21 protein-coding genes are annotated in these 23,401 nt (G+C 57.1%); 6 read left to right on the plus strand and 15 right to left on the minus strand.

Annotated elements, in window-relative coordinates; all coding sequences use genetic code 11:
• Nucleotides 1–72: 72 nt before the first annotated feature.
• Both D777_RS08190 and D777_RS08195 read left to right on the plus strand, forming a co-directional pair.
• On the plus strand, nucleotides 73–1,122 hold the full coding sequence (locus D777_RS08190; protein ID WP_036130450.1) for an alpha/beta hydrolase: 1,050 nt from the start codon (nucleotides 73–75) through the stop codon (nucleotides 1,120–1,122).
• Nucleotides 1,119–1,775 (plus strand): OmpA family protein, encoded by a 657-nt coding sequence (locus D777_RS08195; protein ID WP_036130454.1) that lies wholly within the window; start codon nucleotides 1,119–1,121, stop codon nucleotides 1,773–1,775. Before D777_RS08190 ends, D777_RS08195 begins: the two co-directional genes overlap by 4 nt.
• Before the next feature lie 92 nt (nucleotides 1,776–1,867).
• On the opposite strand, the gene D777_RS08200 is transcribed toward D777_RS08195, so the two are convergent.
• Nucleotides 1,868–2,152, minus strand: a complete 285-nt coding sequence (locus D777_RS08200) for a sll1863 family stress response protein (protein WP_036130457.1) — start codon at nucleotides 2,150–2,152, stop codon at nucleotides 1,868–1,870.
• 236 nt (nucleotides 2,153–2,388) lie between these two features.
• Here D777_RS08200 and D777_RS08205 point away from each other — a divergent pair, with 236 nt between their 5' ends.
• Nucleotides 2,389–3,663 carry a S8 family peptidase gene (locus D777_RS08205; protein WP_227501713.1) on the plus strand — a complete coding sequence of 425 codons (1,275 nt, stop codon included), beginning with the start codon at nucleotides 2,389–2,391 and terminating at the stop codon, nucleotides 3,661–3,663.
• Between the two features lie 62 nt (nucleotides 3,664–3,725).
• On the opposite strand, the gene serA is transcribed toward D777_RS08205, so the two are convergent.
• Nucleotides 3,726–4,955 (minus strand): phosphoglycerate dehydrogenase, encoded by a 1,230-nt coding sequence (gene serA / locus D777_RS08210; protein ID WP_036130460.1) that lies wholly within the window; start codon nucleotides 4,953–4,955, stop codon nucleotides 3,726–3,728.
• 189 nt (nucleotides 4,956–5,144) lie between these two features.
• Here serA and D777_RS08215 point away from each other — a divergent pair, with 189 nt between their 5' ends.
• Together D777_RS08215 and D777_RS08220 are read left to right on the plus strand one after the other, a co-directional pair.
• Nucleotides 5,145–6,548 (plus strand): FAD-binding oxidoreductase, encoded by a 1,404-nt coding sequence (locus tag D777_RS08215; RefSeq protein ID WP_036130462.1) that lies wholly within the window; start codon nucleotides 5,145–5,147, stop codon nucleotides 6,546–6,548.
• Nucleotides 6,548–7,222 (plus strand): SIR2 family NAD-dependent protein deacylase, encoded by a 675-nt coding sequence (locus D777_RS08220; protein WP_036130465.1) that lies wholly within the window; start codon nucleotides 6,548–6,550, stop codon nucleotides 7,220–7,222. Before D777_RS08215 ends, D777_RS08220 begins: the two co-directional genes overlap by 1 nt.
• Nucleotides 7,223–7,284: 62 nt before the next feature.
• On the opposite strand, the gene D777_RS08225 is transcribed toward D777_RS08220, so the two are convergent.
• From D777_RS08225 to D777_RS18005, 7 genes are all read right to left on the minus strand, one after another.
• Complete coding sequence (locus tag D777_RS08225; RefSeq protein WP_036130468.1) at nucleotides 7,285–8,448, minus strand: choice-of-anchor P family protein; 1,164 nt, start codon at nucleotides 8,446–8,448, stop codon at nucleotides 7,285–7,287.
• A 159-nt stretch (nucleotides 8,449–8,607) separates the two neighbouring features.
• Nucleotides 8,608–9,915 carry an ABC1 kinase family protein gene (locus tag D777_RS08230; RefSeq protein ID WP_036130470.1) on the minus strand — a complete coding sequence of 436 codons (1,308 nt, stop codon included), beginning with the start codon at nucleotides 9,913–9,915 and terminating at the stop codon, nucleotides 8,608–8,610.
• Between the two features lie 46 nt (nucleotides 9,916–9,961).
• The gene (locus D777_RS08235; protein WP_036130473.1) at nucleotides 9,962–10,624 is read right to left on the minus strand and encodes a fumarylacetoacetate hydrolase family protein; all 663 of its coding nucleotides are present in this window, start codon (nucleotides 10,622–10,624) and stop codon (nucleotides 9,962–9,964) included.
• A gap of 22 nt (nucleotides 10,625–10,646) precedes the next feature.
• The gene (locus D777_RS08240; RefSeq protein WP_036130477.1) at nucleotides 10,647–11,189 is read right to left on the minus strand and encodes an adenine phosphoribosyltransferase; all 543 of its coding nucleotides are present in this window, start codon (nucleotides 11,187–11,189) and stop codon (nucleotides 10,647–10,649) included.
• A gap of 29 nt (nucleotides 11,190–11,218) precedes the next feature.
• On the minus strand, nucleotides 11,219–12,517 hold the full coding sequence (locus D777_RS08245; protein WP_036130480.1) for an NCS2 family permease: 1,299 nt from the start codon (nucleotides 12,515–12,517) through the stop codon (nucleotides 11,219–11,221).
• Between the two features lie 167 nt (nucleotides 12,518–12,684).
• A complete protein-coding gene (locus D777_RS08250) occupies nucleotides 12,685–13,296 on the minus strand; it encodes a trimeric intracellular cation channel family protein (protein WP_036130481.1) in 612 nt (203 codons plus the stop codon).
• Between the two features lie 94 nt (nucleotides 13,297–13,390).
• Entirely contained in the window at nucleotides 13,391–13,564 is a 174-nt protein-coding gene (locus D777_RS18005; RefSeq protein ID WP_160171432.1) for a hypothetical protein, read from the minus strand.
• Here D777_RS18005 and D777_RS08255 point away from each other — a divergent pair.
• Nucleotides 13,563–14,543 carry an NADPH:quinone oxidoreductase family protein gene (locus D777_RS08255; protein WP_036130483.1) on the plus strand — a complete coding sequence of 327 codons (981 nt, stop codon included), beginning with the start codon at nucleotides 13,563–13,565 and terminating at the stop codon, nucleotides 14,541–14,543. The two genes, D777_RS18005 and D777_RS08255, sit on opposite strands and share 2 nt — an antisense overlap.
• A gap of 364 nt (nucleotides 14,544–14,907) precedes the next feature.
• Here D777_RS08255 and D777_RS08260 read toward each other — a convergent pair whose 3' ends face one another.
• The 6 genes from D777_RS08260 to D777_RS08285 all read right to left on the minus strand — a co-directional run bounded on the left by D777_RS08260 (nucleotide 14,908) and on the right by D777_RS08285 (nucleotide 23,397).
• Nucleotides 14,908–16,737 carry a long-chain-acyl-CoA synthetase gene (locus tag D777_RS08260; protein ID WP_036130485.1) on the minus strand — a complete coding sequence of 610 codons (1,830 nt, stop codon included), beginning with the start codon at nucleotides 16,735–16,737 and terminating at the stop codon, nucleotides 14,908–14,910.
• Between the two features lie 69 nt (nucleotides 16,738–16,806).
• The gene (locus tag D777_RS08265; protein ID WP_036130486.1) at nucleotides 16,807–17,634 is read right to left on the minus strand and encodes an SDR family oxidoreductase; all 828 of its coding nucleotides are present in this window, start codon (nucleotides 17,632–17,634) and stop codon (nucleotides 16,807–16,809) included.
• The gene (locus D777_RS08270) at nucleotides 17,634–19,601 is read right to left on the minus strand and encodes an acetyl/propionyl/methylcrotonyl-CoA carboxylase subunit alpha (protein WP_036130489.1); all 1,968 of its coding nucleotides are present in this window, start codon (nucleotides 19,599–19,601) and stop codon (nucleotides 17,634–17,636) included. The genes D777_RS08265 and D777_RS08270 overlap by 1 nt, the downstream gene beginning before the upstream one ends.
• Before the next feature lie 153 nt (nucleotides 19,602–19,754).
• On the minus strand, nucleotides 19,755–20,576 hold the full coding sequence (locus D777_RS08275) for an enoyl-CoA hydratase/isomerase family protein (RefSeq protein ID WP_036130493.1): 822 nt from the start codon (nucleotides 20,574–20,576) through the stop codon (nucleotides 19,755–19,757).
• Nucleotides 20,577–20,585: 9 nt separating this feature from the next.
• Nucleotides 20,586–21,746 carry a citronellyl-CoA dehydrogenase gene (atuD, locus tag D777_RS08280; protein WP_036130495.1) on the minus strand — a complete coding sequence of 387 codons (1,161 nt, stop codon included), beginning with the start codon at nucleotides 21,744–21,746 and terminating at the stop codon, nucleotides 20,586–20,588.
• 34 nt (nucleotides 21,747–21,780) lie between these two features.
• Nucleotides 21,781–23,397: an acyl-CoA carboxylase subunit beta gene (locus tag D777_RS08285; protein ID WP_036130498.1), complete on the minus strand. Its 1,617-nt coding sequence runs from the start codon at nucleotides 23,395–23,397 to the stop codon at nucleotides 21,781–21,783.
• Nucleotides 23,398–23,401: the final 4 nt, after the last annotated feature.

The raw sequence follows: 23,401 nt of genomic DNA on the forward strand, positions 1-23,401 counted from the left end.
CTCCCTACGTGATGGGTTAGGATTGGAGACCCATCAACTTATAAATCAATCATGACAGGCGTTTAACTCTACGTGTACTGGAAAACAGATACCATAGAAATACCCGATTGGGACAGGCATTCGCTGCTGGAAAGGCTGGAACGCTTTGACCCCGGCCGCTCCGATGATCTTGGTAGTGAGATGATTGGCTATTGCCGGTTCTATGGACTGGATCTCTGGGTGGAGCATCCGGAGGTGTCGTACCATCAGGGCTACGTCGATGCTTCGGGGCATCAGGTGATGGTGCATTACTACCGCCTTCCGGAAAGTGCCGGCACACGGGGGACGGTGTTTATTTTTCATGGTTATTTTGATCATGTTGGGCTTTACAGTCAGTTGATCGAGAAATGCCTGGGGGCTGGCTTCGATGTGCTGGCCTATGATCAGCCGGGGCATGGTCTGTCCAGCGGAACGCCGGCTGCAATTGGTAGTTTCCTGGAATATCAGGATGTACTGACGGAAGTGCTGGCCCAGGTCCAGGGCAAAGTGAGGGGCCCCTGGTTTGCGGTAGGTCAGAGTACGGGTGGCGCTATACTGATTGATTACCTGCTGTCGCATCAGCATTCGCAGGCGACATCAGACTTCCGTAACGTGGTGCTTCTGGCACCACTGGTAAGACCAGCGGGATGGCTTGGCGCGAAAATATTACATAGTGTTATGAAACCATTCATCACCCGCTGGCGTCGGGTATTTGGTGCAAACAGTGGTAATACCCGGTTTTTGCGGTTCCTGAGGGACCATGATCCTCTCCAGGCGAGGGCGGTTCATGTGGACTGGGTAAGTGCCTTGAGAAAATGGGTCCCCCATATCGAGTCTGCGCGGCCAGTGGATTTTCCGGTAACGGTGGTCCAGGGAGAAAAAGACCAGACTGTTGACTGGCAACACAACCTCCGGATTATCCGGAACAAGTTTGCCTCGGTGGAGGAAGTGCGCATTCCTGATGGGCGCCATCATTTGGTGAATGAAGCACAGGATTTACAATCGACGGTATTCAATACCATTATTGACACGTTCATGAATGCAGCAGTCAGCTCCCCGGAAAACGGAGCGTCTGTTAACAATCGGCACAGGAGAATGCTGTGAAAAAGACTATTCTTGCGCTCACCATGGCTACCGTAACCCTCGGCGGCTGTATGACTTATGATCCGTACACCGGGGAGGAGAAAACCTCCAATGCTACCACCGGTAGTATTATTGGTGCCCTCGGCGGTGCGGCTATCGGTGCTGCGACGTCCAGTAAAAGTGACCGCGGTAAGGGCGCCCTGATCGGTGCCGCCAGTGGTGCAGCGATCGGTGGTGGTATCGGCTACTACATGGACAAGCAGGAAGCCGAGTTGCGTCGCAAGCTAGAGGGCACCGGTGTGCGTGTGGTCCGTAACGGCGACCAGATCGAGCTGGTCATGCCCGGCAATATCACTTTCGACCTGAACCAGGCATCTATCAAACCGTCGTTCACTGGCACTCTGGAATCCGTTGGCCTGGTACTTGCCGAATACGACAAGACCATCATCCAGATTGAAGGGCACACTGACAGCTCCGGCTCCCAGAGCTATAACCAGTTGCTGAGTGAGAAGCGTGCCGGTTCAGTGCGGGATTTCCTTCTTAACCAGGGAATCCAGGCAAACCGTACTCGTGCGGTTGGTTACGGCGAGCGGTACCCCATCGCTTCCAACGACACGGCCGCCGGGCGGGAGCAGAACCGTCGTGTTGAGCTGACTCTGGTACCAATGCAGTAATTCTGGATATCGCTGCCATAAAAAAACGCCGGGCAAGCCCCCGGCGTTTTTTATGGCTCGATTACTCCGTTTGAGAACGGGGCATCCCTGCCTCAGTTCGTATTACTGGGCAACCACTCCTCGATACGTTTTTTCAGGTCGTCGAGCTGGTCTTCCCCTGATGTCCTCAATTCGCCCAGTTTGGTTCGGGCCGTCTCGACCTGGTCCTCGAGAGACTGGATTTTCTCAGAGAACTCTTTTTCAATTTCGGCCTCGGCCTGATCGTCCTTGGCTTTTGCAATCTTCTGATCGGCCTCGGCCCGGAGCTGTTCGATCTGCTTGCTCCAGTGTTCGGTCTGGGTTTGCAGCTTGTTCAGTAGCGAATCTTTCAACGACATATAAACGCTCCTCCTGGTGATTGTTGCCTGTCTCTGGTTCAGATCTACACGTTACTACAATGGATGAAATACTCCCGTTGGCAAGGTGAGGGTGCAAAATCGGGAGTAAATGTCATTGTTGGCCCGTTATGCATGAAAATCGTTGGGTTCGTGCGAAACTTTTTACCTGTCTACACGTTGTTCATTGAGGCTTCATTCAACACTCTTCAACCCTGAAGCCAAAAGGAGCAGAAAACGTGAAAACAAAAACGCTTATTGCGAGCTGCTTAAGTGCCTGCCTTCTGTCGCCCCTCTCAGTGCAGGCTGGCCTGTTCGATGGTCTGTCGGAATCTGACACCACATCCGTCCAGGAATCCGCGCTGCAGCCCGGCGATGTTATCGCGGGTCGCTATATCGTGACCTTGAGCGAAAACCTGCCTGCAATGATCGGTGTTTCTGGACTTCGGAATTCGGTGGAGGCTTTGCTGCAAGGTGTAGGCGGTGGTGGCATTATTCACTTGTACAAGACTGCCATGACTGGTGCCGCAGTCTCTTTGACTGATCAGCAAGCATTGATGCTGTCAGCTTTGCCGGGGGTCCTGGCTGTTGAGCCAGACCGGGTTCTGGGCACGAGCGCTCAACAGGCGAACGCAACCTGGGGGTTGGATCGCTCAGACCAGGCATTCCTGCCACTGGATTCCTCCTACGATTATCCGAATCAGGCCGGGGCCGGAGTCACGGTGTATGTCATCGATACCGGGCTTCGTTCCAGTCATGTCGAGTTTTCGGGGCGAGTTGGGCCGGGCAGGAATTTTGCCGGTTCCGGTTCTGGGCTTCTGGGAGGCCTGCTGCCGGGACTCTTTGGTGGCGGAGACGTTGATCCGGCCGACACTGACGACTGCAATGGTCATGGTACTCATGTCGCGAGCACAGCGGTTGGGACGACCTACGGGATAGCCAAGTCCGCGTCTGTGGTTCCGGTGCGAGTACTGAATTGCAGTGGAGCAGGAAGCAACGCTGATGTGATCGCTGGTGTTGACTGGGTAGCGGCCAATCATGCTGCACCGGCGGTGGCAAATATGTCGTTGGGCGGCGGCAATTCCAGCGCTCTGGATGACGCCGTTGAGGGTGCCATTGCGGAGGGTGTTGCATTTGTGGTGGCTGCCGGGAATTCAGACCAGGATGCCTGTAACGGGTCGCCCAATCGCGTGCCGGCTGCAATCACGGTTGGGAGTACAACAAGGGCGGATGACCGGTCTTCATTTTCCAACTATGGCGCATGCCTGGATCTGTTTGCGCCGGGTTCGGAGATTACCGGTGCCTGGATAGGGGACGACACAGATACCAACACGATCAGTGGTACCTCGATGGCCTCTCCCCACGTTGCCGGTGCTGCGGCTTTGCTTCTCGGGGCAAACCCGTCTCTGTCGCCGGAAGCCGTAGACGCTGGTCTGTCCGGGCTGGCCACGACCAACGTCCTGTCTGACATTGAGTCTGGTTCTCCGAACCGTCTATTGAGGGTGCCCGAGTAAGCGACACAGGAATTAAAAAAGCCAGGACCGGGGTCCTGGCTTTTTTGTGTCTGCCCGTCGCCTCAGAACAGTACGCGGCAACGAATGGTGCCCTTGACCTGGAGCAGCTTCTCCAGCGCCAGTTCGCCATAGGCCTTGTCGACATCAACCACCACGTAGCCGATATCTTCCTTGGTTTGCAGATACTGGCCACACACGTTGATGCCATTCTCTGAGAACACCTGGTTGATTTCGGACATTACGCCCGGCACGTTCTCGTGGATGTGCAGCAGTCGGTGCTGGTTCGGGTGCGAAGGCAGTGCTACTTCCGGGAAGTTCACGGAAGAGACCGAGGTGCCGTTATCACTGTACATGGCCAGCTTTTCGGCGACTTCACGACCGATGTTTTCCTGCGCTTCCATGGTGGAGCCGCCGATGTGCGGCGTCAGGATGCAGTTGTCGAACTCACGCAGCGGAGAGACGAACTCTTCGTTGTTGGACTTGGGCTCGACCGGGAATACGTCCACAGCAGCGCCCAGCAACTTGCCAGAACCCAGCGCTTCGGCGAGGGCGTCAATATCGACAACCGTGCCACGGGAGGCGTTCATCAGAATGCTGCCCGGCTTCATTTGGGCGAACTGCTCTGCCTTGAACATGTACTTGGTGGCAGGCGTTTCCGGAACGTGCAGGGAAACTACGTCTGCCATGTTCAGCAGTTCCTGCATGGTGCCGACCTGTGTGGCGTTACCAATCGGCAGCTTGGAGACTACGTCGTAGAAATAGACTTCCATGCCCAGGGCTTCGGCAAGCACGCTGAACTGGGTGCCGATGTTGCCATACCCGATAATGCCAAGCTTCTTGCCACGGATTTCGTAGCTGTCCTTGGCGGACTTGATCCACTCGCCCCGGTGCGCCTTGGCGTTCTTCTCAGGAATGCCACGCAGCAGCAGGATGGCCTGTGCCAGCACCAGTTCCGCAACGGAACGGGTGTTGGAGAAGGGCGCGTTGAATACAGCGATACCGCGGCGAGTAGCTGCCTTCAGATCTACCTGATTGGTACCGATACAGAAGCAGCCCACAGCCACCAGCTTCCTGGCGGATTCAAATACCTTCTCGGTCAACTGGGTACGGGACCGGATACCGACGAAGTGTGCGTCGGCAATCTTCTCGATCAGGTCTTCCTCGGCCAGTGAGTGAGTGAGGTACTCAATGTTGGTATAGCCTGCCGCATTCAGCGTATCAACCGCAGATTGATGAACACCTTCCAGCAGCAGGATCCGGATTTTGCTCTTTTCAAGAGACGTATTTGACATGGGCTTGCTTCCGAACCTTTCGTCACGTGAAACGACCCGTGGCCAGCGATCGTCAGGGCTGGCTCACAGAACAGGGGCGGTATGATACCATAAACCCAGACTTTCACAGTGCACCGGTTTACTTGAGTCAATTCCGTGTGAATTCCGTATCACGTAACCGGCCCAACCCTGACGAGACAGACACATCCCATGAATTCCGAACAGATCATTGCTGCCCTCAAAAACCTTCTGGCTACCGGTGACGCGCCGGGCAAGGTATTGACGGACCCGGACGACCTGGACACCTATGGCAAGGACTGGACCAAGATCTATCCGCCCAAGCCACTGGCCATCGCACTTCCAAAGACGACCGAACAGGTGCAGGCGCTGGTGCAATTTGCCAATGAACACCGGGTGGCCCTGGTTCCTTCCGGTGGCAGGACAGGGCTGAGTGCCGGTGCGGTCGCGGCAAATGGTGAAGTGGTCGTGGCGTTCGATAACATGAATCAGGTGCTCGATTTCAACGCCAGTGATCGTACCGTACGCTGTCAGGCCGGTGTGGTGACAGAACAGCTGCAGAATTTTGCCGAGGAGAATGGGCTGTATTACCCGGTGGACTTTGCCTCCGCGGGATCCAGCCAGCTCGGTGGTAACCTCTCTACCAATGCTGGTGGCATCAAGGTGATCCGATACGGTATGAGCCGGGACTGGGTTGCGGGCCTGAAAGTGGTGACCGGCAAGGGCGATATTCTCGACCTGAACAAGGATCTGGCCAAGAACAATACCGGCTACGACCTGCGTCATCTCTTCATCGGTGCCGAGGGGACCCTGGGCTTTATTACCGAAGCCACCATGAAGCTGACGCGGCAGCCGGATGATTTGACCGTGCTGGTGCTGGGCCTGAATGATCTCACCAACACCATGGATGTGCTCGAAACCTTCCAGAAGAAGCTGGATCTGACCGCCTACGAGTTTTTCTCCCATCAGGCCATGGGGCATGTGCTGGCTCATGGCCAGGTTCAGGCGCCGTTCGAGACCGAAGCGCCGTACTATGCACTGCTGGAATTTGAGGCAGTCTCCGATCAGGCGATGGACGATGCCATGGCGCTGTTCGAGCAGTGCATGGAGAATGGGTGGGTGCTGGACGGTGTCATCAGTCAGAGCGAAACCCAGGCCCAGAACCTGTGGCAGCTTCGCGAGCGGATCTCCGAGTCCATTGCACCGAGAATACCCTACAAGAACGACATTTCCGTTGTTGTGTCCAAGGTACCTGGTTTCCTGCAGGAAATTGATAACGTGGTCACCGAGCATTATCCGGACTTCGAAATAATCTGGTTCGGCCACATCGGTGACGGCAACCTGCACCTGAATATCCTCAAGCCCGAGGATATGGCGAAGGAAGACTTCTTCGAGAAGTGCCAGCAGGTGAACAAGTGGGTCTTCGAAATTGTCGAGCGCTACCAGGGCAGTGTGTCCGCCGAGCATGGTGTCGGCATGACCAAGAAACCCTATCTGCAGTACACCCGCAGCGAGGCTGAAATTGCTTACCTCAAAGGCATCAAGCAGGTATTTGACCCTAACGGTGTCATGAACCCGGGCAAGATTTTCGACTGATGACGGACCATATCGTAGTGCTGACTGGCGCTGGCATCAGCGCCGAGAGCGGGCTCTCCACCTTTCGTGATAACGGCGGGTTGTGGGAGCAGCATAGCGTCTACGATGTGGCGACTCCGGAAGCTTTTGCCCGAAACCAGGAGCTGGTGCTGCGCTTTTACAATGAAAGGCGGCGTCAGCTTCAAGAAGCGGAGCCAAACCCGGCTCATCGGTTGCTGGCCAGCCTGGAGGAGCGCTTTCGGGTCACGGTGGTGACGCAGAATGTGGACAATCTGCATGAGCGGGGTGGTTCCAGCAACGTGATCCACCTCCATGGTGAGCTGACCAAAGCCCGTAGCTCTGGCTACCCTGATCTTGTCTACGATATCGGGTACCGCGACATCAACCCCGGCGATACCTGCGAGCGCGGCGCCCAGCTGCGCCCTCATATTGTCTGGTTTGGCGAAGAGGTACCGATGCTTGCAGCCGCGGCGGATGTTGTGTCCACGGCCGATCACCTGCTGATTGTGGGTACGTCTTTGCAGGTGTATCCGGCGGCGGGGCTGGTTCACGAAGTGGGTCTCGATGTGCCAATCACGGTGATTGATCCCGGAGAGCCGGCGTCTGTCTCCCGTGCCAACGTGATCCGGAAAGGGGCGTCTGAGGGCCTGGCGGACTGGATTGCGCAGCTTTGAAAAACAGAGAGTTGACCGCTTGGGTCAACTCTCTGTTCCTGTCTTATCCGTAAACTCCCGGTTTATTTTTTCTTCTTGCCATTGCCTCCGCCTTTGGTGCCGTCCGAAGAGCTCGGGCATGCTTTCGGTTGATGTAACTGGAAATTCCCGCCCTGAGTTAGTGTGAAGCTGGTGTTCGGGCCGGAATCACAGGCGATCGCGAAGGTGTCATCGCGCCCGGGTTCGCCATTATCCGCGACGGTAACCTTACACTCGCCACTGTCTTCATCAAGGAAGTACAGGATGCGGGTGGTCGGGGTGTCCCCCATCTCGTAGCCCGCAATCATACGGGTATTGATGTGGCTGCCTTGCTTGTCATTGAAGTTCAGACCTCCCTTGAGCTCTCCGTTGGGGAATATGCCGCCGTGGACCGTAGCGGTTACATTGTCGTGGCGGGCGCCACCGGTAATAAAGTCCGCCGCTGGCGGGCACTCACCGTCCGGGCCGGAGCCGCAGTCCAGGCCTCCACGGGCCTCGGAAATGATGACTTCGGCGACCGGGGCACCCAACAGGTTCAAGACTTCTACGTGTAATGCCCTGACCGTCATGCCGTAGTCGTCAGTGAACTGTTCGTTCACGGTAATTTGGGCGACGCCACTGAGTAGGCCGCTCAGGGGCATTGGCGGAATGACCTGATTGGGGGAGGTATCGAGATCGAGGATTTCCTGCCCGTTGACGTTGAGCTCGACGATGTCGGAGTAGCCTTTCAGGACTTCAGAGCCGTCCGTGCACAAGGCCGTTACGCCGGACTCGAGAACGCTGGCGCCAATGGTCAGCGGGATCCCGAGGCTTGATAGGTCCAGTTGCAGGCCCAGGGTCTGGGCCATAGAGTCCACCTGATTTCCGGAGCCCACGGTTGTGGCCTTCAGAACCGCTGCCTGCACGATGTCCTCATTAACTTCGATCAGGGATTCGTCCTTGCTGCCCCCGGTGGAATTAAGCTCTCCAGTGTCCGATATGATGATGGGAGTGGATGTGCCCAGCAGATTCACTGTGACATCCAGCGCCTTGGCGCTGCCACGATAGGATGGCATCACAGAGGATTCCGAGGTTGTCGTCTGACCGCCCCCTCCGCCGCCTTTGCCATTTCCCTTGCCTGCGAGACTCTGGGATGCCAGAAACAGTCCCAAAGCCAAAATAACGATCAATCGTAACGAACGACCGATCCTTGCCGTGCTGCTAATCATGGTGCAAACCCTCCTGAATATTCGTCACAGCCTCCAGAACTGCAGTGAAAGGAGACGTATTTGAGTATGGAAGGGTCTACTGAATAGATAAAAGACTGTTTTCTGCTAAAAAGGCGGATTTGTGTTCAGGAAAGCATAATTAAATCAATTGGTTAGCAATTATCCTCCGTGCAGATACTTTTCCAGTTCCGCGCGGAATGCAGCTTGCACTCCCAGTCGTTTCAGCATCCAGTAATGGCCAGCAATCATGCGGTCAATGAAGATGCTCTCCACGGGAGGTTTGAATCGATCCAGATACTTGAAGACAGTGCTTGTTTTGGCCGCTACCTGTTTGTGTATCTCGGCGTCGGCAAAGTCATAGAATCCCTCCTGTTCAAACGGCACGATCAAAATGTCTCGCCACATGGCGTAGTAGGCTTCGTCCACCGCAGGCTGGTTGCTGACGCGGGCTCCGAGATCGATCAGATACCGATCAAGGGCTTCGTAATCTTCGTCGAGCGCAGCATTCAGAGCATTGCGGTATGCCTCGACAATCTCCGGCTTCAGTTTCTTCACACAGCCGAAGTCGTACATGACGATGGATCCATCGGGCCGATACGCGAAATTTCCGGCGTGTGGGTCACCGTGAATGCACTGAAAGCGGAACAGCTGATCCGCCATCAGTTCGAATATCCGGTGCCCGATCAGGTTGATGGTGTCCTGGTCATATCGGTCACTGCATACCTTGCTCACGTGATCGCCTTCAATTAGTTCCATCGTGAGCACGCGTCGGGTGGAGTGGTCAGGTATGACCCGGGGGATAAGAACCCATGGCTGGTCCTTGTGGAACTCGTGGAACATCCGGAGGTTGTTGGCCTCGTTTTCGTAATCCAATTCTTCTCTGAGCCGCTCCCGGATTTCGCCAAACAGCTGGTCGACCGATTCCTTCGGCATTTTCAGCAGCCCTCCGAGCTTGAGGGCCATTCGAAGCTGTTTCAGGTCGGAGTCGCAGGACTCATCGACCCCGGGGTACTGCACCTTAACGATCACATCCGTACCGTCGTGCAGCCGCCCGCGATGAACCTGTCCAATTGAAGCAGCCGCATAGGGCGTGTCCTGGAGATACTCGAACAGTTCGGGAATGGGCTTGCCCAGTTCTGACTCGATTTGCCCGACGATCACGTCGAACGGCATGGGAGGGGCTTCTTTCTGGAGTTTTTCCAGAGCTTCAGAGAACTCCTTGGGAAGGAAGTCCTGAGTCTGGGATGCGATCTGACCGACCTTCATGACGGCACCCTTGAGTTCGCCCAGGGTGTCTGCGATCTGGCCCGCCATTCGGGTGTAGCTCTCGCTCTGAGCGCCCTCGTCGTTTTCCGAGCGAAACATTCTGCGGGCTTTCTGGCCGGCATATTGCCCCGCGACGGAGGCCGTCATGCCCGCCAGCTTGAAAAATCGTCCACTGCGAGAAGTAACCGGTTTCTTAGCCATGCCTGATGTACGCTCTCACTGCCAGGAAGGATTGCCAGCAGACACGTTAAGCTACTTTCGTCTCCACGAAAAGCAGATCGTTCAGCTCTAGTGAGAGGGTCTGTCCGGACTTGAGAGGACCAACGCCCTTTGGCGTTCCGGTGAGCACGACATCGCCCGGAAGCAGGGAAAAATGACAGCTCATATGTGCGATCAGCGGGACCACAGGGTTGAGCATATCACCGACATCTCCGGTCTGCTGCCGTTGTCCATCAATATCCAGGGTAAAATGTATGTTGTCCCGGGTAAACTTTTCGGCAGGAACGAACGGGGACAGCGGACAGGCCCCGTCGAAGGCTTTGGCTCGCTCCCACGGCTGCCCTTTGGATTTGAGCTGGCTCTGGACATCCCGGAGGGTCAGGTCCAGTGCCAGACCATAGCCCAGAATGGCCGCTTCCGCTTCGCTGGCTGAGGCATTGCTGAGGGGGCGTCCTATGAGCACAGCCAGTTCTGTTTCGAAGTGAACCTCACCGCGGTCTTTAGGGACGTCCAGAGGCCGGGTAAGGTACACCGCTGATGTAGAGGGTTTGATGAACAACAGCGGCTCATCGGGGACAGGGTTGTTCAGCTCACGGGCGTGCTCAGCGTAGTTACGGCCGATGCAGACGATCTTGCCAAGGGGGAGATGAACCGGTGTGCCGTCTTTCCAGTGATGTTGGTAATCCTGCATCAATCTCCCCTCCAGCCGCTTTTTACTCGCCTTCAAACGAACAGACAGTATAAACCTCTAGCCCTTCATCCTGCAGCTTGCCTGATCCGCCCAGATCCGGGAGATCAATCATGGCCGCGACTTCCACTATATCGGCACCAATGCGACGAATCAGGCGCGAGGCCGCCAGCATGGTTCCGCCCGTTGCAATCAGATCGTCGACGAGGACAACCTTGTCTCCGGGTTTGAAGGCATCTTTGTGGAGTTCGACTGAGGCTGTTCCGTATTCAAGCTCGTAATCCTCGACCAGCGTATCGAAGGGCAGCTTGCCCTTCTTGCGAACCAGGACCAGTGAAGCGTTCAGCTCGTAAGCGAGGGCAGAGCCAATGATAAATCCGCGGGCATCGACCGCTGCAACCGCATCAATGTGCTGGCTATGGTAACGATGGACGAAGGCATCAATCAGCTTCCGGAAAGCGGTTTTATCCTGCAGGACGGTGGTGATGTCTCGGAAGGCAACGCCCGGTTTGGGCCAGTCGGGCACGGTGCGAATGGCTTTCTTGATATTCTCGGAGAAATAATCCATGGCAGATCCGGATCGGCGCAGGGCGCGGCTTACGCCGCGTCCAGGAAGATGAATTTCAGGATGAAGATAACGGCAATAACGACCACGCTGGCGTTCAAATCAGACCAGCGGCCACTGAGAGCCTTGACGATGGCGTAGGTGATGAAGCCAAGGGCAATGCCGTTGGCGATGGAAAAGGTCAGCGGCATCATCAGCGCGGTGACCACCGCGGGTGCGGCATCGGTAATATCATCCCAATCGACAAGCTTGAGGCCACTGGCCATCAGCACGGCTACATACAGCAGGGCCGGTGCGGTGGCATACGCCGGAATAATGCTGGCAATCGGAGACAGCAACAGGCAGGCGAGAAACAGGGCAGCCACGACAACAGCCGTAAGACCGGTCCGGCCGCCGGCCGAAATACCGGCGGTCGATTCAATGTAACTGGTTGTTGTTGATGTGCCGAGTGCCGCACCGGACATGGTGGCCACAGAGTCGGACATCAGAGCCCGGCCAAGACGGGGCAACTTGCCGTCCTTGTCCAGCAGTCCGCCACGCTGGGCCGCACCGATCAGGGTTCCGGAGGTATCGAACAGATCTACGAACAGGAACGCAAAAACAATGCTGATCATGCCAACGTTCAGGGCGCCGGCGATATCCAGCTCAAGGAAAGTGGGAGCCAGGCTCGGTGGTGCTGCAATGAACCCATCGTATTCCACCATGCCCAGCGTCATAGCCACAGCCGTAACCGCGATGATGCCGATCATCACCGCGCCGGTGATCTGGCGAAAGGAGAGCGCACAGATCAGCACAAAGCCACCGAAGAACAGCAAGCTCTCGGCGACTTTCAAGTCTCCAAGGCCAACGAGGGTGGCCGGATGATCGACAACGATGCCGGCATTCTTCAGGGCAATCAGTGCCAGGAAGAACCCGATGCCGGCGGAAATACCAAAGCGCAGGGACATGGGAATGCTGTTGATGATCCATTCCCGCACCTTGAAGATGCTGAGAAGAAAGAAAATCAGACCTGACAGGAAAACCGCACCCAATGCTACCTGCCAGCTGTAGCCCATGCTGCCAACGACAGTGAACGAGAAAAAGGCGTTCAGGCCCATGCCCGGTGCCAGGGCGATTGGGTAGTTTGCCCAAAGACCCATGATCAGCGTGCCGATCGTTGCCGCAAGACAGGTGGCTACGAATACTGCACCAAAGTCCATGCCGGTGGCTGACAGGATGCTTGGGTTGACCACGATGATGTAGGCCATGGTCAGGAAGGTGGTAATACCCGCGACCACTTCTTTACGAACAGTGGTGCCGTGGGCCTGGAGTTGGAACAATCGCTCGAGCATGACGTGCCTGCCTTTCAGGGGTCAAAGTGTGAAAGTTTGGGAATCTGGACTGAACGGAATTCGAAATTGCGTGAAAAAACGGCAATGTTACCGGCTGACGGGCCTCAGGCCAAGGGATGATCCTTCGTTCAGTATTCGCCCAGGACTAGGGGAATACCGAACCTCGTTCAGCCATGATCCCGTTGCAGTCGGATATCAAACCGCACGGCAGCCATTCGGACAATCACGATGAATAGCAGTCCGATGGTCAACGGTACCGTTTCATTGTGGAAATACCACTGGGAGACAAAATACAGCCAGCAACCGGCGAATGAGATGGAGGCGTAGATGTGGTCTTTGCGAAAAATGTAGGGAACCTCATTGCACAGAGTATCCCTCAGAGCACCGCCGAAAGTGCCGGTCATCACGCCAAGTAGAGATGCGATGAACCAGGAGTGGCCCAGGTCCAGAGCCAACTGAGCGCCAAGGATCGAGAAAATGCCCAAGCCGATGGCGTCCGGGAATACGATTCTTGATTCCCTGATCCGCTCGGCACGATGCCAGTAACTGAACACAAGAGCCATGCACAGAATCAGAATCGGCTGCTCCTGGTGTTTGATCCAGTACAGCGGATGGTTGTCCATCATCAGGTCTCGCAGAGTACCGCCGCCAAGTGCCGTGATAAATCCAATGGTGAAAACACCCACCGGGTCCATGTTCTTGGAGCGCGCCACAATCATGCCGGATATGGCAAAGGCGACAACGCCAATCATTTCAAGCAGGTAGATGATGTCGAACATGACGTGCTCTGGAGATTCAGTGAAAAAGGATATGTCTGAGGCGCTGCCGGGCCCCACTCAGGTGCGCGAAGGATAGCGAAAAACGTTACCCAATTCATCTTTCCGATTGGTCAGCGCTCATGGGTTTATGTGTTTTGTTGATCCGGTTCAGAGACTTCATAAACAACGCTAATAAAGTTCGATAAGAGAGGATGATTTGCTTCATGGTGAGCCAGCCGTTAGCGTCAACGACATAGATCAAGAACAACGTTGATTCAGGAGAATCCATGAAAGCAATCCTCTGCAAGGAATACGGTCCAGCGGAAAAGCTGGTCATTGACGAGATCGCCAGCCCGGAAGTGAAAGGGCGTGGTGTGAAAGTCCGGGTCAAGGCCGCCGGTCTTAACTTTCCAGACACCCTGATCATCGAGAACAAATACCAGTTCAAGCCACCGCTGCCTTTCTCCCCGGGTGGGGAAATGGCTGGTGAGGTTGTGGAAGTCGGTGAGAAAGTCACACGTTTCAAGCCGGGCGACCGGGTGGCGGGGCTGACCGGTTACGGCTCTTTTGCCGAGGAAGTTGTTGTCGCCGAGGACAACCTGCTGCCGGTTCCGGATGGCATGTCTGATGAGAAAGCCGCGGCGTTCACCATGGTGTACGGCACCTCCTACCACGCTCTGAAACAACGGGCCAACATTCAGCCCGGTGAGACGCTGCTGGTGCTGGGCGCGAGTGGCGGTGTGGGCCTTGCGACGGTTGAACTGGGCAAAGCCATGGGTGCAAAGGTTATCGCTGCCGCAAGCTCCGCCGAGAAGCTGGAGGTTGCCAAAGCAGCCGGCGCCGATGAGGTGATCAACTATTCAGAGGAGTCCCTCAAAGAAGCGGCCAAAAAGCTGACCAAGGGTAAAGGCGTGGATGTCATCTACGATCCGGTCGGCGGGGACTTCACCGAGCAGGCACTGCGCGCCATGGGCTGGAACGGCCGCCACCTGATCGTTGGCTTTGCCGCCGGTGATATCCCCAAGGTTCCGGCAAACCTCACTCTGCTCAAGGGCTGTTCCGTGGTCGGTGTTTTCTGGGGCGATTTCACCCGTCGCGAGCCGGAAGTGAATGCCCAGAACATGATTGAGCTGATGCAGCTGTTCGCCGAAGGCAAAATTGATCCGAAGATCAGCCAGGTGTTCGAGTTTGACGAATACGTGGAGGCTTTGGGGGCCCTGACTGGCCGGACGGCTACCGGGAAGGTGGTGCTTAAGGTTGGTTCCTGAGTTTCTGGCTGCTTAGCCTGATAGGGCAGGGGCTGTGAGAGCGGGCGGCCCCTCCCAAAAACCGCTTCAAGCACGTCCGTGTGCGCTTGGCTCCGGCCATCCCTGGCCTCCGACATTTTTGGGAGGGGCCGCCCGCCCTCACGAGATTTAACTCCGGCAGGTGTCTCCAGGGAACGATGGGTTCTAGCGACTTTATCTGAGATGTCTGCTCGCGCTGTTGGTTGTTTCCGCCCAAAAATGTGCGGAGCCATGGATGGCGGAGCCCAAGCGCACATGGATGTGCTCGTAGCGGTTTTTGGGCGGAAACAACCAACAGTGCAGCCCCCATATACGGCAGGCCAGGAACAAGATAAAACTCCCAACGTCAGAAATTGACCTTCCCGGCATCAATGTCACCTACCAGCGAGTCGGTCAGCCGCGTGTAGCCGTCGGTTCGTGGCAGCCAGGCGTAGACCTCTTCATTGGGGCGTTCCAGTGAGTAACCCAGTTTCTGGATATCCACCTTGCGGTACTTGAACGTACCCGTCTTCTCAATGGCATGGGTCACGCGCACGAAGACCGGGATTGCGTAGGGTGGCAAGTTGTCTTTCAGGTACGCGAACAGCTTGTTGATATCGAAGTTTTCCACATCGCCCTGAGGCACGAGGGTTACCATGCCCGCTTTGCCGTTGGTGTTTGGAATCTCGATGCCGTAGACAATGGCTTCCTCGACCAAGCCGGAGCCATCGATGATGTTTTCCACTTCGGTCGTCGAGACGTTCTCGCCTTTCCAGCGGAAGGTGTCGCCCATGCGATCGACGAATTGCAGGTGGCGGCAGCCGATTTCGCGGAGCACGTCGCCGGTGTTGAACCAGGAGTCGCCTTTTTTGAAGCCATCCCGGAGGATCGATTTCTCGGTGGCTTCCTTCTGGGTGTAACCCTCAAAGGCCCACTTCTTGGTGATTTCGCCGATCAGCAGGCCGGGTTCGCCTTTGGTAACCTCTTCCATAAAGCCTTTATCGTTCCGGATCGGATCCCGGGTGCCCTCATGGAACTTCACCAGCTTGTACGGAGCAGTGGAGAACCCGACCGTGTTATCCATATTGAAGAAGTTGCTAAAGCCGATGTTGCCCTCACTGGAAGCATACAGTTCGGCGACCTTTTCGATGCCAAAGCGTTCCTTGAACTCCTTCCAGATGGATGGGCGCAGGCCGTTGCCGATCATTTTGGTCAGGCTGTGGTTTCTGTCCTGATCGCTTGCAGGTTGGTTCAGCAGGTAGCGGCACAGTTCGCCCACGTATCCGAAGGTGGTGGCGTGGTAGCGTCGGATATCGTCCCAGAATGCGCTGGCGGAGAATTTCCGGCGGATAGCAATGGCAGAGCCACCGGCAAGTACCGAGCCCCAGCAGACAATAAGGGCGGTCGCATGGTAAAGGGGCAGGGTGCAATAGAGTACGTCGTCAGGTTCCATGGATAGTGACATCAAGCCAAAGCCGCCATAGGCCTTGATGAACTTTCGGTGTGACCCCGGGGCGGCTTTGGGAAGCCCGGTTGTGCCGGATGTGTAAATGTACACGGCGGTGTCGCCCATCCTGGGGGCATCACTTAGCACCGGGTTTTCGCGGTTATAGGTGCTGACTGCCTGAGCCATGTTTAGGTAGCCCTCAGGCTCATCACCGAACACGGCCTGGGTATTTGCATCGGCAAAGAACAGGAACGGTGTCGCGTGTCCTGTCTTTATGTCATCACGGACATCATTGAAGGCGCTCAGGTGTTCTTCGCCAACGACTACCATGGCGGGTTCGATCAGGTTGATGCTGTGGGTGAGTACTTTGCCCTTTTGGGAGGTGTTGAGCATGGCGCAGGCCACGCCGAGCTTGGCAGCTCCGGCAACCACCGCAAGCAGTTCCGGACGGTTATCCAGAAGAACGGCGATGGCGTCGCCTTTCCTCAGCCCCTGGGCCTGAAGAAAACGGGCGATCTGGTTTGCCCAGCTGTTGAACTCGCTCCAGCTCAGAGACCGGTCTTCATACATAATCGCCGGGCGCTGGCCATATTTTTCGGCGTTTTGCTCAATCAGCGTACCGAGCGTCAGTTCTTTGTTCTCGTTATCAACCGCATAGTAGTAGAAGCCCTTGGCAATGGAGGGTAGGCGCCGAAGCACGTCTGGGATGCTGCGGGCGATATCAAGGGCTGATACGTTGTTGTCACTCATAGTTGCTCCCGTGGGCAATCGGATTTGTTGTCTGTGTATCCTGTCCCTTGCCCCGGAAACAACGGGGGCTTATTCCAGGAACAGATCCGGCATCAGGGATTTTTCACCCTGTTCATACCGGTAATGTTCGAAGTCGTCGATGCCTTCGGCCCTGAGCACGTCTTCATCGATCAGGTTTTCACCGCTTAGCTCGCTGGCGCTTTTGCCCAGGATGCTAACGGCGGCATCCGCCATAATCTCGGGTTTTCGCCCATGTGCCATCATTTGCGGGCCTCCGGCCTCGAATTCGATGGCCGATGTGGCGATCAACGTCTTTGGCCACAGCGTGTTGACGGCTATGCCGTAGCGTCTGAATTCTTCTGCCATGCCAATGCTCAACATTGTCATGGCGTATTTTGTCGTGGTGTATGGCCCATATTGGGCAAACCACTTCTTGTCCAGGTTCAGCGGTGGCGACAGGCTGAGAATATGGGCCTGTTCTGAGTCCTTCAGGTAAGGCAACGCCGCCTGGCTGCAGTTGAACACGGCCCGGGCATTGACCTGGTGCATCAGGTCGTAGCGACTGATCTTGAGATTTTCTACGCCCGTCAGCCGGATCGCGCCTGCGTTGTTCACCAGGGCGTCGATGCCTCCAAACTGGTCGGCTGCTTCGTCCATCCGTTGTCGGACTTGTTTCTCATCACGGACATCCAGCACCAGCGGTAAGGCATTTCCCCCGGCGGCCTGTATCTCCTCCGCAACGGAGTGAATCGTGCCCGGCAGTTTGGGGTGTGGGGTATCGGATTTGGCCGCAACCACCACGTTGGCGCCTTGTCTGGCGCAAGCGATGGCAATGGCTCGGCCGATACCCCGGCTGGCACCGGTAATAAATACGGTTCGGTTGTTCAGTGTGTCCATCAGGCGTTCTCCGGCTCGGCTGTCTCTGTCGCGGTTATCTCCACCAGGAGCTGGTTGCGATGCACCTGGTCACCACTCTTGACCAGCAGCTGCCCCACGATACCGTCGCGCTCGGCTTTGACTGGATGCTCCATCTTCATTGCCTCCAGTATGACCAGTGTATCGCCCTGTTTTACTGTCGCTCCGGGCTCGACCAGTACATCGATGACCGCGCCGTCCATGGTCGCCTGCACTCGGCCGCTACCGGCTCCCCCTGCGCCTTCAGGCGGCTGGTGGGTCACATCCTGAACAGTCCATGCCATGCCAGACGACTGCAAATATAGGTAATCGCCTGCTCGATGGTATTGGCAACGCTGACGAATGCCGTTGTCGATCATGCACAGCTGATCCGGCTCTGCTGAGATCACCTCGAGGCTGTGGGTTTGGTCTTCCGTACTGGCGGTCCAGCGGTTTCCGGTTCTGTTGAGCTTTACCTCGACCGTTTGTTCACCCGTCGACAGTTTGATGGGGGTGGTGGTGGACAGGGCATTGCCCCAGGCCGCTTGGCCTGAAATGCCATGATCAAGGATGCAGCCGGCGATGGCTAGCTCGCGGATGCCCGGCTTCATGGGATTGACGGAAGGGTCATCCCGGAAGTGCTGCTGGAGGAAGGCGGTGGTTGCCTCGCCTTTGCCGAATACGTCATTGCTGATAATGCGGCTCAGGAAGTAACGGTTGGTGGTCACGCCAAAAATCGCGGTGTCATCAAGTGCGCGGACCAAGCGTCGGCGGGCTTCATCCCGATTGCTACCCCAGGCAATGACTTTGGCCAGCATGGGGTCGTAGTGTGGGGTGACATCGTCACCGGAGCGTACACCGGTATCAAAACGGATGCCGTCACCTGCGGCAGGGCTAAACTGATGCAGGGTACCGGTTTGCGGGGTGAATTCCATCGCCGGGTCTTCTGCGTACAGGCGTACTTCGATGGCGTGACCCTGAAGCTGGATCTGGTCCTGTGCAAGCGGCAGGGGCTGGCCTTCGGCGACTGCCAGCTGCCAGGCAACCAGATCCTGGCCGGTAATGAGCTCGGTCACCGGGTGTTCCACTTGCAGGCGGGTGTTCATTTCCAGGAAGTAGAAGTTCCGATCTTTATCGACGAGGAATTCGACGGTACCTGCACCTTCGTACTGGCAGGCGAGGGCGGCTTTGACAGCAGCCTCGCCCATGGCAGCCCGGAGCTCGGGTGTCACGAAGGGAGACGGTGCTTCCTCGACGACTTTCTGGTGCCTGCGCTGAACCGAGCAGTCTCTTTCGCCCAGATAAACGGCGTTGCCGTGGCGATCTGCGAAGACCTGGATCTCTACGTGTCTCGGCTCAATGACGGCTTTTTCAAGGATGAGCTCGTCATCGCCGAAAGCCTGTTTGGCTTCGGATCGGGCGCGCTTGATGTTGTCGGCCAGCTCGCTTTCGTTCTGCACCAGGCGCATGCCGCGACCGCCCCCGCCGGCGGAGGCTTTGATCATGAGAGGGTAACCAACATCGGCCGCGGCTGAGGTCAGTTCCTCATCGCTGGCGTTATTGCCCTCATAGCCGGGGACCACGGGAACGCCGGCTTCCTGCATGGCAATTTTGGAGCGACGTTTGCTGCCCATGAGTTCAATGGCCCCCGCGGGTGGACCGACAAATACCAGACCGGCAGCCTGGCAGGCCTCTGCAAATGCGGCGTTTTCCGAGAGGAATCCGTAACCGGGGTGGATGCAGTCTGCGCCAGTTTTTTGGGCGGCGTCGAGAATGGCTTCGGCATTGAGATAGGAGGCGGATACCTGGGCCGGTCCGATGCAGACAGCTTCATCGGCCATGTCTACATGCAGCGAATTGGCGTCTGCCTCGGAATAGACGGCGACGGTGCGGTAGCCCAGGGATTTTGCCGTGCGGATCACCCTGACGGCAATTTCGCCGCGGTTGGCTATAAGAAGTTTACTGAGCATGGTTATATCTCATTCTTGCATGGGAGTTAGCCGCAGGCGGACCGGATTCTTGGGTCAGAAAACCGCTACGAGCACATCCATGTGAGTTTGGGCTCCGCCATCCATGGCTCCTCACATTTTCTGACCCAAGAATCCGGTCCGCCTGCTCCGCAATCAATGTTCTTCGCCTGCCCAGGCTGGCGGGCGCTTTTGCATGAATGCCAGGGTGCCTTCTGCGCCTTCATCGCCTCGTATGGCTTTGGCAAATTTCTCCGCAGCGCTGTCCAGCAAACCGCTCATGGATTCGTGGCCAACGCGATGCAACAACGCTTTGGTTTCGGCGGTTGCCACAGGCGCGCACTGGCGGACCCGGTCGATGGCACGATCGATCTGTTCCCGGAGTTCACCGTCGGAACCGGCGGTCTGATGAACGATACCCAGACGGCACGCTTCCTCGGCATCGATCCGAAGACCCAGCAGAGCCAGCCGGCGGGCCTGGGTCAGTCCGATGCGTTCGACCACAAACGGCGCGATCTGGGCGGGTATGACGCCCAGCGTGGTTTCCGGCATGCCGAATTTGGCGGTCGCTCCTGCGATGGCCACGTCGGAGACACAGGCAAGGCCAAACCCTCCGCCCATGACCGCGCCTTCAGTGACGGCGATGACCACTTTGCTCGATTCGTTGACCTGCTGGATCATCTGACCGAAGGCCCGGTTGAGCCGGTAGAACGGATCGGCTTCGCCATCTCCGGCCTTTTGTCCCCGTGCTCCAGCCATGTCCTTTATGTCGCCACCGGCGCAGAAATGCCCTCCAGCACCGCGAATGACGACGGCCCGGATGTGCAGGTCCGATTCGATCTGGCTGAACACGGTTGAAAGTTCAGCCACCATTTGCAGGCTCATGGCGTTGCGGACGTCCGGGCGATTGATGGTGACGTGCAGCGCCGGGCCGTTCTTCTCGAGTAGCAGTGTTTCGCAATGAGGAAGTGATTCCATAAACAGATTTCAGCTCTTTTGCTTACCGGGAAGGGTGCCCATCATCTTGCAAATAATCCCAAGCATGATTTCGTCGGCCCCGCCGCCAATGGAGACAAGTCGCACATCCCGGAACGCCCTGGACAGCGGGTTATCCCACATGTAGCCCATGCCGCCCCAGTACTGCAGGCAGCTGTCGGTGACTTCCCGGCCGAGTCGGCCGGCCTTGAGCTTGGCCATGGAGGCCAGGCGGGTCACATCTTTGCCTTCGATATGCAGCTCACAGGCCTGGTAGGTGAGGGCGCGCAGGGCTTCGATTTCGGTTTGAAGCTCGGCCAGGCGGAAATGAATTACCTGGTTGTCGATCAGCGGCTGGCCAAAGGTCTTGCGCTCACGGCAGTACTCGATGGTTTTGTTGATGCAATTTTCCAGCGCCTTGATCACGTTAGCCGCACCCCACATGCGTTCTTCCTGGAACTGCAGCATCTGCATCATGAACCCGGTGCCTTCGGCGCCAATGCGGTTGCTCTGGGGAACGCGCACATCATCAAAGAAGATTTGGGCGGTCTCGGAAGAGCGCATGCCGAGTTTGTTCAGGTGAGGGCTGAAGGTGATACCGGGAGAGTTCATTGGCACCACAATCAGGGATTTGTTCTTGTGGGGCTTGTCGTCACTGGTGTTGGCCAACAGGCAGATGAAGTCTGCTTTGGGGCTGTTGGTGATCCACATCTTGGAGCCGTTGATGACGTAGTCATCGCCGTCCTTACGGGCGGTGGTTTTCATGCCCGCCACGTCGGAACCGGCGCCAACTTCACTGACGCCAATGCATCCCACCATGTCGCCGGCAATGGCTGGTGCCAGGAAATCCCGTTTCAGCTCGTCTGAGCCAAAGCGAGCCAGGGCTGGGGTGCACATGTCGGTTTGCACTCCGACCGCCAACGGAACACCGCCGCAGTGGGCCATGCCCAGTTCCTCGGCGACCACCAGATTGTAGCTGTAGTCGAGCCCCATCCCGCCGTATTCCTCGGGTTTCTGAACGCCGAGCAGACCGAGGTTGCCGAGCTTTTTGAAGACATCATGGATCGGGAATTCGCCGGCCTCTTCCCACTCGTCACAATGCGGGTTGATTTCTTTTTCAACGAAATCCCGGACGGTTTTTCTTAGTGCTTCGTGTTCGGGTGTGAACTTCATTGTTTTTCTCCGTTAAAGATCTACGATCGGCCGCCTACAGACGAGCCACACCAAATGAGTTAGGCCGCAATTGACGAATTTCGGCTTCCCGGCAGACATCCAGAACCATGGCGACTACCCGACGGGTGTCGCGGGGGTCGATCAGTCCGTCATCCCACAGTCGTGCCGTTCCGAACAGTGCGGTTGAACCATCTTCCAGTTTCTTGGCGGTTGCCTGCTCCAGGAAATCCAGCGTTTTGGCATCCGGCTCCAGGCCATTACGTCTCTGTTTGTCCTCCGCCACGATGCGCATCACCTTGCCCGCCTGGGCCGGGCCCATCACGGCGGTGCGGCTGTTCGGCCAGGCAAAGATGAACCGTGGGTCCAACCCGCGACCACACATGGCGTAGTTGCCAGCGCCGTAGGATCCGCCGATAACAACGGCAATCTTGGGCACCCGGCAATTGGCCACCGCCTGAATCATCTTGGACCCGTGTTTGATGATGCCGTTCTGCTCGGAGTGTGTGCCCACCATGAAACCGGTGGTGTTGTGCAGGAATAGCAGAGGCGTTCCCGCCTGGTCGCACAGCTGGATAAACTGCGCCGCCTTGGCGCTGCCCGCCGGGGTGATCGGGCCGTTGTTGCCGATGATCCCGACGGAATGGCCTTCGATACGGATGGTGCCGCATACCGTCTGGTCATCGAACTCGTCCTTGAAGTCCATGAACCTGGATCCGTCAGCGATGCGGGCCAGGATCTCACGGACGTCGTAGGGCTTTTTGGAATCCGAAGGGATCACGCCCAGTAACTCTTCTGCCGGGTAGCGGGGCTCTTCCCACTCGAGCTGTTTGATCGGAGGCAGTTGTTCGTTCCATGGCAGTGCTTCGAGAATGTTGCGGGCCTGGCGGATACCGTCGGCGTCGTCTTCTGCGAGGTATTCTGCCGTTCCGGCCACCTGGGCGTGCATTTCGGCGCCACCCAGCTCTTCGTCTGTTGCGACTTCGCCGGTTGCTGCTTTCAGCAGGGGTGGGCCCGCCAGGAACATCTTGGCTTTGCCGCGTACGGCCACCACATAGTCTGACAGGCCTGGCTGATAGGCTCCTCCGGCGGTCGCATTGCCGTGAACCACGGTGACCTGGGGGATGCCAGCGGCAGACATTCGTGCCTGGTTGGCGAAGCCTCGGGCACCCTGCACAAAAATGTCGGTGGCGTAGTTCAGGTTCGCGCCACCACTCTCGGAAAGGGACACAACCGGGAGTTTGTTCTCCATGGCGATCTGCTGCAGTCGCAGGGTCTTGTCCAGCCCGGCGGGCGTGATGGTGCCGCCCTTGATGGCGCTGTTGCTGGCGACCACGAGACAGCGGATGCCGCTGACCACGCCAATGCCCGCAATGATGCCTCCGCCGGCCTGGCTGCCGTCTTTGTCATCGTGCATCTGGTAGCCGGCGAGGGAACAAAGTTCCAGGAACGGGCTACCGCGGTCCAGCAAACGATTGATCCGGTCCCGAGGCAACAGCTTGTCCCGTTTGGTGAATTTCGCCCGGGCGGCCTCGGCGAGGTCGAGCACCTTCTGCTCGACGTCCCTGAAGGTGGCGATGTGAGCCTCCATGGCGTCGACATTGGCCCGGTAATCGTCAGAGTTCGGGTTGACGGCTGATTCGAGTACCTGCATGCGC

The sequence above is a fragment of the Marinobacter nitratireducens genome, assembly GCF_000708045.1.
In the GTDB taxonomy this organism is placed as follows: Bacteria; Pseudomonadota; Gammaproteobacteria; order Pseudomonadales; family Oleiphilaceae; genus Marinobacter; species Marinobacter nitratireducens.